The sequence below is a fragment of the Nitrosomonas oligotropha genome, assembly GCF_009833085.1.
GTDB classification, from domain to species: Bacteria; Pseudomonadota; Gammaproteobacteria; order Burkholderiales; family Nitrosomonadaceae; genus Nitrosomonas; species Nitrosomonas oligotropha.
The window spans coordinates 1-12,839 of the sequence record NZ_QRBZ01000024.1; the positions used below are offsets into that span (position 1 = coordinate 1).

Consider the following 12,839-nt stretch of genomic DNA (forward strand, 5'->3'; position numbering starts at 1 on the left):
AAGACGAGGAAGAAGACGAGGGTGAAGGATCTGCTGGCGGTTCAGCTGGCAGCACGGAAGCCCAGACTGATGATGAAGATGAGGATGAAGAGTAATCTTCTGTGAGTTTCGTCTCTTCAAACTAGTGTAAATGAAATTCTGGAGATAGGAGCATCTCCAGAATTTTTTTGTGTCAACAGAAGAAATAAAAAAGAAAAGCATAGCGAGAAGAAAAATTTATTGATGATTGTCTTTTTGAAAGCATACGAGATAAAAAAATGCTTTCAGTAATGGAATATCTGTACATCAATAAATCAACGCTAATCCAGATCATTCTGCCAAAGTGAAATTGGTTTTATACAGATTAGCGCTTCTTTCACGATAATGCTTCAACATATGAAGGGCTTGCATTTTGGCAGAAGAGTCACGTACTAAAATAACTCACGCTGGCAAATTAGGATATAGCTTTCGTCGTCATATGCGCGAAAGATTTATAGAGACTTTCTTATTCTTGTCGGCGCTACTTTCGATAGCGATCATGCTCGCAATCATAGTGATGCTGGTAAAAGAATCACTGATTTTTTTTCAACATGTATCGATCTGGCAATTTGTAACCGATACGCAATGGACACCGCTATTCGATGATGCTCACTACGGAATAATGCCACTGGTTTCCGGCACCATAGTCAGCTCATTAATTGCTTTGCTGGTTGCGCTTCCACTCGGAACAATTATCGCCATTTACCTTTCTGAATTTGCGCCATTTACAGTGCGTGAAATGGCGAAACCCTTCCTGGAATTACTGGGTGGTGTGCCAACAGTGGTGTATGGTTATTTTGCATTACTATTTGTTACACCATTGTTGCAAATTATTTTTCCTGAATTGCCTGGCTTTAATTTGCTGTCTGCTGGATTGGTAATGGGAATAATGATTATCCCTTATGTGAGTTCAATGACTGAGGATGCCATGCGTGCGGTTCCGATGAATCTCCGAGAAGGTTCTTACGCGATGGGTGCTACGCGATTTCAAACGGCTATCCGAGTTGTCATGCCGGCTGCTTTTTCTGGGATAGCTGCTGCATATATTTTGGGTATATCGCGTGCGGTGGGAGAAACAATGGTGGTAGCAATTGCAGCTGGGATGCAGCCAAATTTAACCTGGAATCCCATGGAACCTGCCGCAACCATTACAGCATATATAGTGCAAGTTAGCTTGGGCGACTTGCCTCACGGTAGTATTGGCTATCAAACGATTTTTGCGGCTGGTTTAACTCTATTGCTGATAACACTGCTGTTTAATATTATTGGTCATGTATTGCGTAAACGATATAGAGAAATTTACTAACCATTAACACGGTCAAAAAAAGTGAAAATATTTCGGGTGGTTTTTTGTAATGAAGAGTGTTAATAATCTAGAAGAAATCAGAAAAATTATTGGATTGCATAAGAAATGGGATCTGATTTTTATGATTACCGGAATTATTGCACTCATGATTGCGGTATTAACTTTTATGGCTTTGTTTGCGCATATGCTGATAGATGGGATGCCACGGTTGTCGTGGGAATTCTTTACATCTTTTCCTTCACGACGGCCTGAGTCAGCAGGAATTCTATCGGCTTGGGTTGGAACAACCCTGGTGATGCTTGTAACTGCATTTGCCGCAGTACCATTAGGAATTGGATCGGGTGTGTATTTGGAAGAATATGCACCGAAGAATTTATTAACTGAAATCATTGAGATCAATGTAACTAACCTGGCGGGTGTTCCTTCTATCATATATGGTTTGCTCGCGCTAGGATTGTTTGTTTATCAATTGGGTTTCGGGCAAAGTATTTTAGCTGCGGGACTTGCTTTGGCGTTACTGATTTTGCCGGTTGTGATTGTCGCAACTCGCGAGGCTATACGTTCAATTCCAGTATCAATAAGGGAAGGTGCATATGCGCTTGGCGCGACTAAGTGGCAAACCGTTTCCGATCATTTGTTACCATATTCGTCTGCGGGAATTCTGACGGGCATTATTATTGGTTTAGCTCGAGCAATTGGTGAGACTGCGCCGATCATTACAATCGGTGCGTTAACATTTATTGCTTTTTTACCGCCTTCACCGGTGAAAAATGAATTTCCCTATGTATCCTTTGAGTGGCTGACAGCGCCTTTCACGGTGATGCCGATACAGATGTTTAATTGGGTGTCACGGCCGGAAGAGGCATTCCAGCTAAATGCAGCTGCTGCTGGATTGGTATTGGTAGTTATGACGCTGGCAATGAATGGCCTGGCGATTTATTTGCGTTATCGCATGCGAAAAAATATTAAGTGGTAAGAGCAATGCAAATCAATTCTGAAAAACCAATAGAAACGATTCAATATAAATCAGAAGTTAAGAACCTCAGTTTTTACTATGGTGGATTCAATGCACTGAAGAATATCGATATGGTCTTGCGCGATAAGAGGATCACCGCCTTAATAGGACCCTCCGGTTGCGGCAAATCGACATTTCTGCGCTGTTTTAATCGCATGCATGATCTTTATCCTGGTAATCGCTATGAAGGCGAAATTATTCTTCATCCGGACGATGTCAATATTCTGGCTTCAAACGTAGACCCAATTGAAGTGCGGATGAGAATAAGCATGGTTTTTCAAAAACCGAATCCATTTCCAAAATCTATCTATGAAAACGTTGCATACGGTCTTCGTGTGCGCGGGATTAAGCAGCGCGCTATTTTGGATGAAAAAGTGGAAGCGGCATTACGCAATTCCGCGCTATGGGATGAAGTGAAAGACCGATTACACCACTTAGCTTTCAATCTTTCCGGAGGGCAACAGCAAAGGCTTTGTATCGCTAGGGCTTTGGCAACGGATCCGGAGATATTATTGTTTGATGAGCCGACTTCCGCGCTTGATCCTATTGCAACAGCTAGTATCGAAGAATTAATAACCGATTTAAAAAATAAGGTAACGATCCTGATCGTTACGCATAATATGCAACAAGCGGCAAGAGTTTCCGATTACACCGCCTATATGTACTTGGGGGAATTAATCGAATTTAATGTGACAGATACCATTTTTATCAAACCGAAGAATAAACAGACCGAGGATTATATTACCGGACGATTCGGTTAAATTTTGTCGATAAGCTTGAAAATCGATATGCATCAAGAAAGCATGTGCATATAAGAAGTTGATGCAATCTCGGTTAGATAGATAGTATCTAAAGTAAATAATCAGGATCTGAAAGCGATTCTTTACCGTCTGTATCAGCGGACGACGATTATGGAATCATAATTGACTTAGTAAAGAATCAAATGTAGGATTCCCCCCTTTTAGGAAGTAGAGGTAAGTGGTAAAAATGCGCGAAAAGATGGTTGCAGGTAACTGGAAAATGCACGGTAGCTTGGTTGATAACAAGCAGCTGCTGGATGAAGTTGTGGCTGGAGTGAATGGATTAAAAGAAGCTCATCTGGCGGTTTGTGTTCCTTATCCCTATCTTTCATCAGTACAAGATGCTTTGCGGAGTACCAATATAGCTTGGGGTGCTCAGAATGTAAGCCAATACGAAAAGGGTGCATACACCGGAGAGATTTCAACATCAATGCTAAAGGATTTTGGATGCCGGTATGTCATAGTCGGACACTCGGAAAGAAGAACATTGTTTGGCGAAAATAATACTATCGTTGCAGAAAAGTATTTAGCGGCACAACGTGCGGGCATAACACCAATTTTATGTGTTGGTGAAACACTAGAACAGCGCGAAGCTGGAACTACTGAGCGAGTAATTGAAGATCAGCTCACGGCAGTTATCCGATTGGCTGGTATAGAATCACTGAGCCAAGCGGTCGTTGCATATGAGCCAGTATGGGCTATAGGCACAGGTAAAACAGCATCTCCTCAACAAGCGCAAGATGTTCATTCGTTTATTAGAACCGGCATTGCAAAAGAAAATGCGAGCATTGCACGGAAATTAGTCATTCTTTATGGCGGTAGCGTGAAAGCTAATAATGCAGCAGAATTATTCGCTATGGCGGATATCGACGGTGGTTTGATAGGTGGAGCTTCACTTATTGCAAGTGAATTTATAGCGATCTGCCGCGCTTTGCATCACTAATTTTAGGAGTAGTACACAGTGGAAATTATAGTTTGGGCAGCGCATGTTTTGCTGGCGGTTGTATTAGTGGTTTTGGTATTATTACAACATGGCAAAGGTGCAGATATGGGGGCGGCATTCGGTAGCGGCTCTGCAGGCAGTTTGTTTGGCGCAAGCGGGTCTGCTTCATTTCTGAGCCGCGCTACTGGTTTTGTCGCAGCAATGTTTTTTGCTACGAGCATGAGTTTAACTTATCTATCAGTAAATCAAACTGAGAGCTCGAAAAGTGGGATGAGTGTAATGGATCAAGTCGAAGAGTCTGAAAATGCTTCTGAAGTAGGAACAGAGAAAAAATCAATTCCAGATCGTAATCAAAATGCGTCTGAAGTAGAGAATGGCTCAAAAGTAAATCAGATACCAGAATAGTTTCTACGGAATTTTTTGTAAGGCAGCCTGTTTGATCATAATATGAAAATTGCTTTGCTGCCGACGTGGTGGAATTGGTAGACACGCCGTCTTGAGGGGGCGGTGGCGTAAGCTGTGCGAGTTCGAGTCTCGCCGTCGGCACCACACTAAGATGATATTCTTAAGAACTTTATTCTTTTTCATGATTTAAATTCTATTAACTGGAATGATTGAATTATTTAAAAATGCTTGAAAATTATTTCCCGATCTTACTGTTTTTAATTGTTGGATTCCTTGTTGGTGTCGTGCCGATGTTGTGCGGGTGGTTATTGGCGCCAAATCGCCCGGATAGTGAGAAACTTTCTCCCTATGAGTGCGGATTTGAAGCTTTTGAAGATGCACGCATGAGATTTGACGTACGCTACTACTTGGTTGCAATTTTATTCATTTTATTTGATTTGGAAATTGCTTTCTTGTTTCCTTGGGCGATTGTGCTGGACGAGATTGGTTTATTTGGATTTATTGCAATGATGACATTCCTGGGTATCCTGGTCGTAGGTTTCATCTACGAATGGATGAAGGGTGCATTAGAGTGGGATTGATGTTATGAGTATTGAAGGAACACTTGAAAAAGGATTTGTCACAGCCAGTTTGGATTCAATCATAAACTGGGGCCGGACAGGTTCGATGTGGCCAATGACATTCGGCTTGGCTTGTTGTGCGGTTGAGATGATGGAGACCGGTGCGTCACGCTACGATCTTGATCGTTTTGGTATTGTATTTAGACCAAGTCCTCGTCAATCGGATGTGATGATTGTCGCGGGTACGCTCTGCAACAAGATGGCGCCGGCTTTACGCAAGGTTTACGATCAAATGGCAGAGCCACGCTGGGTGATATCTATGGGATCCTGTGCAAACGGCGGCGGGTATTATCATTATTCTTATTCGGTAGTTCGTGGATGTGATCGTATCGTGCCTGTCGATATTTATGTGCCTGGTTGCCCGCCGACAGCTGAAGCTCTGTTGTATGGCATTATTCAGCTACAAAATAAAATAAACCGTACCAATACTATTGCACGCTAACGCTATGTCTACTACTCAATTGGAGAATCTTGCGGCGGCATTGAAGGGTGTACTGGGTGATAAGCTGGTCGGTTTGCAAACGCATTTCGGTGAGATAACCATCATAGTACGTGCGGAGGATATCATCACTGCGTGTACAAATTTACGAGACAACTCTCAGTTAAGATTTGATACGTTGATTGATCTGTGTGGCATTGATTACTCAACTTACGGTGACGAGTTGTCTGCAAAGCATGGCCTACGTAATAAGCGATTTGCTGTGATCTATCATCTACTCTCGGTAGAAAAGAACTATCGATTACGCGTTAGGGTACTCACGGAGAATAATGAATTTCCGGTTGTGGATTCGGTAACTGAAATTTGGCCGACAGCTAATTGGTTTGAACGTGAAGCATTTGATCTCTATGGAGTAATTTTTACCGGTCATCCGGATTTACGTCGCCTATTGACCGATTATGGTTTTATAGGTAATCCGTTCCGCAAAGATTTTCCAATCACTGGTCATGTTGAAATGCGCTATGATGCAGAGCAGAAGCGCGTCATTTACCAACCTGTTACTATCGAACCGCGAGAAATCACACCACTTGTAATTCGTGAAGAACACTATGGCGACTGTGAATCGTAACGATTATTGAGTTTCTTGCATTGTATTTTATAAGAATTTTATGAAGTAGCTTATGGCCGAAATACGTAATTACACCATGAATTTTGGACCGCAACACCCGGCAGCTCACGGTGTGTTGAGGTTGGTACTGGAATTAGATGGAGAAGTTGTAAAGCGTGCTGATCCGCATATTGGATTATTGCATCGTGCTACTGAAAAATTAGCGGAAAATAAAACATACCTTCAATCCGTACCGTATATGGATCGGCTTGATTATGTTTCGATGATGGTCAATGAGCATGCCTATGTCATGGCGATCGAAAAGCTGCTGCAAATTGAAGTACCCATAAGGGCACAGTATATCCGGGTTATGTTCGATGAAATCACCCGTATACTGAATCATCTGTTATGGATCGGCGCACATGCATTGGATGTGGGTGCGATGACCATGTTTTTGTATGCATTCCGTGAGAGAGAAGATCTGATGGATTGTTACGAAGCAGTATCGGGCGCCAGATTGCATGCTGCCTATTACCGGCCCGGTGGTGTCTATCGTGATTTGCCGGATACAATGCCGAAGTATCAATCCTCTAAAATTCATAGTGAAAAAGAAACACGCATACGAAATGCGAATAGAGAAGGTACGCTTTTAGATTTTATCGAAGATTTTACCAATCGTTTTCCAACATACGTTGATGAATACGAAACATTGTTGACAGATAATAGAATCTGGAAGCAGCGTTTGGTTGATATCGGTGTTGTTTCTCCAGAGCGTGCCAAAGCATTGGGTTTTACCGGTCCTATGTTGCGCGGCTCAGGGGTCGAATGGGATCTAAGGAAGAAACAACCTTATGAGGTTTATGATCGCCTAGATTTCGATATACCTGTCGGGGTTAATGGCGATTGTTATGATCGTTATTTGGTACGCATGGAAGAGTTCCGCCAATCCAATCGCATCATTAAACAATGTGTCGATTGGCTGCGTAAAAATCCTGGGCCGGTGATTACTGATAATCATAAAGTTGCGCCACCTTCGCGTGTCGATATGAAACAGAATATGGAAGAAATGATTCATCATTTCAAATTATTCACGGAAGGATTTCATGTCCCTCCGGGTGAAGCCTACGTAGCGGTTGAACACCCTAAAGGTGAATTTGGTATTTATTTAGTATCGAATGGTGCAAATAAACCCTACCGTTTGAAAATACGCGCACCTGGATTTGCGCATCTGGCTGCTTTGGATGAGATGTCGAGAGGTCATATGATTTCTGACGTGGTCGCTATCATTGGTACGCAAGACATAGTATTTGGTGAGATAGATAGATAACGATGTTAAGCACTGAATCCCTTAAAAGAATTGATCGAGAAATCGCGAAATATCCGCTTGATCAAAAACAATCCGCCGTCATGTCAGCACTTGCCATTGCACAAGAAGAAAAGGGCTGGCTTGCAAACGAAACCATGAATTTCGTCGCAGAATATTTAGGTATGCCACCCATTGCGGTTTATGAAGTGGCCACGTTTTACAATATGTATAACTTGGAGCCCGTTGGCGAATATAAAATTACGGTGTGTACCAATTTGCCTTGTGCATTGTCAGGTAGCAATGATACGGCAGCATATTTGAAGCAGAAATTAGGTATTGGTTTTAATCAAACAACACCGGATGGCAAATTCACCCTTAAAGAAGGCGAGTGCTTTGGCGCCTGTGGCGATGCGCCAGTATTACTGGTTAATAACAGACGCATGTGCAGCTTTATGTCCAATGAGATGATCGATAACTTGCTGAAGGAGCTGAGCAAATGAATCAGTTTCCGCAGACATTGATGAATGGAGTGAATCCTTCCGATCCTGAGAATTGGCGGCTCAAAAGCTATGAAAAGCGTGAAGGTTATGCAGCACTCAGAAAAATACTGGCGAAAAAAATTTCTCCTGAAGAAGTAATTGAAGAAGTTAAGAAATCCGCGCTTCGTGGACGAGGTGGAGCTGGTTTTCCGACTGGGTTAAAGTGGAGTTTCATGCCCAAAGGGTATGAAGGTGATAAATATATCGTATGTAATTCGGATGAAGGAGAGCCGGGCACCTTTAAGGATCGCGATATAATGCGATTTAATCCCCATCTGCTGATTGAAGGAATGATAATAGCGGCGTACGCGATGGGTGTAAAAGTAGGGTATAACTATATTCATGGCGAGATATGGGAAACCTATGAGCGTATGGAAGAAGCTGTTGAAGAAGCGCGAGCAGCAGGCTACCTGGGAAATAATATATTAGGTTCTTCGTTCAGTTTTCAATTGCATAATCACCACGGTTACGGAGCTTATATTTGTGGTGAGGAAACCGCGTTATTGGAATCCATAGAAGGTAAAAAAGGCCAGCCGCGTTTTAAGCCACCGTTCCCAGCGAATTTTGGTCTGTATGGCAAGCCGACTACGATTAATAATACTGAAACTTTTGCTTCGGTCCCTTGGATTATCCGGAATGGTGGAGAAAAATATCTTCAGCTTGGAAAGCCCAATAACGGTGGGACAAAAATTTTTTCAGTATCGGGACATGTGAATAAACCCGGTAATTATGAGATACCGCTCGGAACTCCATTTACAGATTTACTGGAATTAGCTGGCGGGATGCGTGGTGGACGGAAGTTAAAAGCTTGTATTCCCGGCGGATCATCCATGCCGGTATTGCCTGGCGACATCATGATGCAGACAGATATGGATTACGATTCGATTGCCAAAGCTGGTTCTATGTTAGGCTCCGGTGCTGTCATCATTATGGATGATACGACCTGTATGGTCAGAGCATTGGAACGTTTGTCTTATTTTTATTTTGAAGAATCCTGCGGGCAATGCACGCCATGCCGTGAAGGAACAGGATGGCTTTATCGGATTGTCAATCGTATTGAACATGGTAAAGGCCGATTGGAAGATTTGGAATTGCTGGACAACATCGCAGACAATATACAAGGGCGGACGATTTGTGCGCTAGGCGATGCGGCTGCAATGCCTGTTCGTGCGATGATTCAACATTTTCGAAGCGAGTTTGTTTACCATATAGAACATAAGAAATGTATGGTCTGATTTTAGCTGTTAAATAATCAGAGCATATCAACATTATAATTCGTGATTAACCCAAGAATTTTAGCCGATGGTCAATATAGAAATCGACGGTAAGCAAGTATCTGTGCCTAAAGGAAGCACCATCATGGATGGTGCGAAACAGATTGGCGTGTATATTCCGCATTTTTGCTACCATAAAAAATTATCCATAGCAGCCAACTGCCGTATGTGCTTGGTTCAGGTAGAGAAAGCGCCAAAACCACTGCCTGCATGCGCAACACCCGTTATGGATGGCATGAAGGTATATACGCATTCTCAGCAAGCTGTTACTGCGCAAAAAGGCGTGATGGAGTTTCTGCTGATCAATCATCCGCTTGACTGTCCGATCTGCGATCAAGGTGGTGAGTGTCAGCTGCAAGATCTTGCTGTAGGGTACGGTGCAAGCGGTTCGCGATATACCGAAGCAAAGCGAGTTGTTGTTAACAAGAATCTGGGTCCATTGATTTCAACCGATATGACGCGCTGTATTCATTGCACGCGGTGTGTGCGCTTTGGTCAGGAAATTGCTGGAATTATGGAGCTTGGAATGGTCGGGCGTGGAGAGCATTCTGAAATTCTAGCCTTTGTTGGCAAGACGGTTGACTCCGAGTTGTCGGGTAATGTGATTGATCTCTGTCCAGTTGGTGCTTTGGTCAGTAAGCCGTTCCGATATTCAGCGCGAACCTGGGAATTATCACGTAGAAAATCAATTAGTCCGCATTGCGGCTTGGGTTCTAATCTTGTTGTACAAGTCAAACAAAACCGTGTCATGCGGGTGCTTCCTCGGGATAATGAGGCGATTAATGAGTGTTGGTTATCCGATAAAGACCGGTTCTCCTATGAAGGTTTAAATTCGGAAGATAGATTGACGCGCCCCATGATCAAGCGTGACGGGCGATGGTTTGAATGTGACTGGCAAGAAGCTTTGGAATTTACCGCACATTCGTTACAAGCAGTCAAACAAAGACATGGTGCAAAAAGTTTAGCAGCACTCGGTTCCGCGCACAGCACATCGGAAGAGCTGTATTTGCTGCAGAAGCTGATACGCGCTATGGGTAGTGGCAACATTGATCATCGCTTGCGGCAGTCTGATTTTCGTGCGGATAATAATATGCTGGGTGTTCCGTGGTTGGGTACCAGTATCGCGGATATCTCACAATTGAAATCCGCGTTAATTATCGGTAGTACGCTACGCAAAGATCATCCGCTTATTGCGCAACGATTGCGTCAAGCTGTTAAAAATGGCATGAAGCTGAATATTGTGAATCCGGTTGATGATGATTTGTTGGTCAAGGTTGCGCATAAAGCAATAGTTTCTCCGGCTTCAATAACCAGAGTTTTAGCGGAAATTCTAAAGGCTGCTGCTGAAATTAAAGGGACCGAACTAACTGATGAATTAAAGCAATTTGTCAATTCAATCAACATCCCGAGCACTGCCAATGCTTTCGCGATTGCTTCTAGCTTGATAGAAAATGCGTCGGCAGCGATTTATTTGGGAAATATTTCGCAACACCATCCGGATTATTCAATAATTGGCCTGCTTGCAGATTCAATTGCCCGAATAACCGGCGCGAGTTATGGCGTATTGGGTGAGTCTGCAAATAGTGTTGGTGCTTATTTGGCTGGTGCCATTCCGGAAGTTAGTGCTATATCGATCGCTGCAAAACTGAATCACATTGAATCAGGATTAACCGCAGCACAAATGCTGGAGTCCGATGATGATCCGGCGAAAGAGAAATGTAAGGCATTCATATTAATGAATGTGGAACCGGAGTTTGATACTTACAATTCTCATCAAGCCCTTAAAGCCATCAAATCAAGTGAATTTGTGGTATCGCTTGCTGCATATCAAGGTAACGGTAAGGATTATGCGGATGTATTGCTGCCGATAACCCCATTTACCGAAACTTCTGGCACTTATGTCAACACAGAAGGTAAAGTGCAAAGCTTTAACGGTGTTGTTTCTCCACAAGGAGAAGCGCGGCCGGCTTGGAAAGTTTTGCGTGTATTGGGGAATTTGCTAGGGTTGGAAAAATTTGATTATGAAACGGCAGAACAAGTTCGTGAAGAAATTTTCCCTGCCGGTGTAGAAATCAATCAGTATCTGAATAATAAATCCAAGCGTTACGATACTGCGATTGCGATAAATGAAAGTCATCATATACAGCGTATTGGCGAAGTCCCAATTTATCAAGCTGACCCCATTGTTCGCCGGGCAGAATCCTTGCAAGCTACGAATGATGCGGCTCCACCGAAAGCTTGGATGCCAACCGCATTGCTGGAAAAATTAGGTATTGCTGCGGGCGATCAGGTAAGAATTAAACAAGGAGAAGGATTTGTGCAGCTTGAAGCCGCTCAAGATGAGAAATTGCCGGTGAATTGTGTACGCATAGCAGGCGCACATCCTAAGACGGTTGCATTGGGTGCCTTGTTCGGTGAAATTGTGCTGGAAAAACTGTGATGGCGATGGTTGGAGTTTATTAATGGAGAACATTCAACAACAGTTTGTGGAAATATTCGGAACGGAATGGGGTTCCATGCTGTTTTCGTTAGCGACAAACATGACATTTATTCTTGCCATTGTGGTGCCCTTGCTATTGGGTGTTGCCTATTTGACATTTGCAGAACGTAAGATCATCGCTTATATGCAAATTCGCGTTGGTCCAAATCGAGTGACCTTTTTTGGCATACCCTGGTTGCGTGGATGGGGTCAGCCGATTGCTGACGCTGTAAAAGCAATCATGAAAGAAATAGTCATTCCAACGGGTGCAAACAAGTTCCTTTTTATTTTGGCTCCAGTGTTAACGATTATGCCAGCGTTGGCGGCTTGGGCGGTAATTCCTTTTTCTCCTGAATTAATCTTGGCTGATATTAATGCAGGGCTGCTTTATATTCTTGCAATGACATCAATGGGTATTTACGGCATTATCATTGCTGGCTGGGCATCGAACTCTAAGTATGCTTTTTTAGGCGCTATGCGTTCGGCGGCTCAAGTGGTTTCATATGAATTGGCGATGGGCTTTGCCTTGGTGTGTGTGTTGATGATGTCACAAAGCTTGAATCTGGGCGATATCGTGAATGGGCAACAGGGTAATAGTTTTTTGAACTGGTATTTGATTCCGCTATTCCCGATGTTTCTGGTTTATTTAATTTCGGGTGTGGCTGAAACCAACAGGGCTCCTTTCGATGTGGCTGAAGGAGAATCAGAAATTGTGGCTGGATTCCATGTTGATTACTCAGGCATGGCCTTTACAGTATTTTTCCTGGCTGAATATTCCAACATGATATTGGTAGCCACATTGACATCCATCATGTTTCTAGGTGGGTGGTTACCTCCTGTCGATATAGCACCGTTTACACTAATACCGGGCATTATTTGGTTATTATTAAAAATTGCATTTATTCTTTTCTTTTTTCTATGGTTTCGTGCAACCTTCCCGCGCTATCGATATGATCAAATTATGCGATTGGGTTGGAAAATATTTATTCCCATTACGCTTGTTTGGATTGTTTTGTTGGGCTCGATCATGCAATTACCGGAATCGATACGGAACACATTTCCGTTGAATATTTGGTTTTAAAATAGAG

13 protein-coding genes and 1 tRNA gene are annotated in these 12,839 nt (G+C 43.0%); all 14 read left to right on the forward strand.

Annotation, left to right across the window (positions count from 1 at the left end; all coding sequences use genetic code 11):
- Nucleotides 1–391: 391 nt before the first annotated feature.
- The gene (gene pstC, locus ABD07_RS07635; RefSeq protein WP_108698562.1) at nucleotides 392–1,324 is read left to right on the forward strand and encodes a phosphate ABC transporter permease subunit PstC; all 933 of its coding nucleotides are present in this window, start codon (nucleotides 392–394) and stop codon (nucleotides 1,322–1,324) included.
- A gap of 49 nt (nucleotides 1,325–1,373) precedes the next feature.
- Nucleotides 1,374–2,300 carry a phosphate ABC transporter permease PstA gene (gene pstA, locus ABD07_RS07640; protein ID WP_160817810.1) on the forward strand — a complete coding sequence of 309 codons (927 nt, stop codon included), beginning with the start codon at nucleotides 1,374–1,376 and terminating at the stop codon, nucleotides 2,298–2,300.
- A 5-nt stretch (nucleotides 2,301–2,305) separates the two neighbouring features.
- Nucleotides 2,306–3,100: a phosphate ABC transporter ATP-binding protein PstB gene (gene pstB / locus ABD07_RS07645; protein WP_160817811.1), complete on the forward strand. Its 795-nt coding sequence runs from the start codon at nucleotides 2,306–2,308 to the stop codon at nucleotides 3,098–3,100.
- 226 nt (nucleotides 3,101–3,326) lie between these two features.
- On the forward strand, nucleotides 3,327–4,082 hold the full coding sequence (gene tpiA, locus ABD07_RS07650; RefSeq protein WP_160817812.1) for a triose-phosphate isomerase: 756 nt from the start codon (nucleotides 3,327–3,329) through the stop codon (nucleotides 4,080–4,082).
- An 18-nt stretch (nucleotides 4,083–4,100) separates the two neighbouring features.
- The gene (gene secG / locus ABD07_RS07655; protein WP_160817813.1) at nucleotides 4,101–4,487 is read left to right on the forward strand and encodes a preprotein translocase subunit SecG; all 387 of its coding nucleotides are present in this window, start codon (nucleotides 4,101–4,103) and stop codon (nucleotides 4,485–4,487) included.
- 59 nt (nucleotides 4,488–4,546) lie between these two features.
- A tRNA-Leu gene (locus ABD07_RS07660) sits at nucleotides 4,547–4,631 on the forward strand.
- Between the two features lie 80 nt (nucleotides 4,632–4,711).
- Entirely contained in the window at nucleotides 4,712–5,068 is a 357-nt protein-coding gene (locus tag ABD07_RS07665; RefSeq protein WP_108698558.1) for an NADH-quinone oxidoreductase subunit A, read from the forward strand.
- 4 nt (nucleotides 5,069–5,072) lie between these two features.
- On the forward strand, nucleotides 5,073–5,549 hold the full coding sequence (locus ABD07_RS07670; protein WP_108698557.1) for a NuoB/complex I 20 kDa subunit family protein: 477 nt from the start codon (nucleotides 5,073–5,075) through the stop codon (nucleotides 5,547–5,549).
- Nucleotides 5,550–5,553: 4 nt separating this feature from the next.
- Entirely contained in the window at nucleotides 5,554–6,174 is a 621-nt protein-coding gene (locus tag ABD07_RS07675; protein ID WP_160817814.1) for an NADH-quinone oxidoreductase subunit C, read from the forward strand.
- Between the two features lie 52 nt (nucleotides 6,175–6,226).
- Nucleotides 6,227–7,480 (forward strand): NADH-quinone oxidoreductase subunit D, encoded by a 1,254-nt coding sequence (locus ABD07_RS07680; protein ID WP_160817815.1) that lies wholly within the window; start codon nucleotides 6,227–6,229, stop codon nucleotides 7,478–7,480.
- 2 nt (nucleotides 7,481–7,482) lie between these two features.
- Nucleotides 7,483–7,959, forward strand: a complete 477-nt coding sequence (gene nuoE, locus ABD07_RS07685) for an NADH-quinone oxidoreductase subunit NuoE (RefSeq protein WP_160817816.1) — start codon at nucleotides 7,483–7,485, stop codon at nucleotides 7,957–7,959.
- Nucleotides 7,960–7,979: 20 nt separating this feature from the next.
- Nucleotides 7,980–9,233, forward strand: a complete 1,254-nt coding sequence (gene nuoF / locus ABD07_RS07690; RefSeq protein WP_420813513.1) for an NADH-quinone oxidoreductase subunit NuoF — start codon at nucleotides 7,980–7,982, stop codon at nucleotides 9,231–9,233.
- A gap of 67 nt (nucleotides 9,234–9,300) precedes the next feature.
- Nucleotides 9,301–11,712, forward strand: coding sequence for an NADH-quinone oxidoreductase subunit NuoG (nuoG, locus tag ABD07_RS07695; RefSeq protein WP_160817818.1), 2,412 nt, complete (start codon nucleotides 9,301–9,303; stop codon nucleotides 11,710–11,712).
- A 22-nt stretch (nucleotides 11,713–11,734) separates the two neighbouring features.
- A complete protein-coding gene (gene nuoH / locus ABD07_RS07700; protein WP_160817819.1) occupies nucleotides 11,735–12,832 on the forward strand; it encodes an NADH-quinone oxidoreductase subunit NuoH in 1,098 nt (365 codons plus the stop codon).
- The last annotated feature ends 7 nt before the right edge of the window (nucleotides 12,833–12,839 follow it).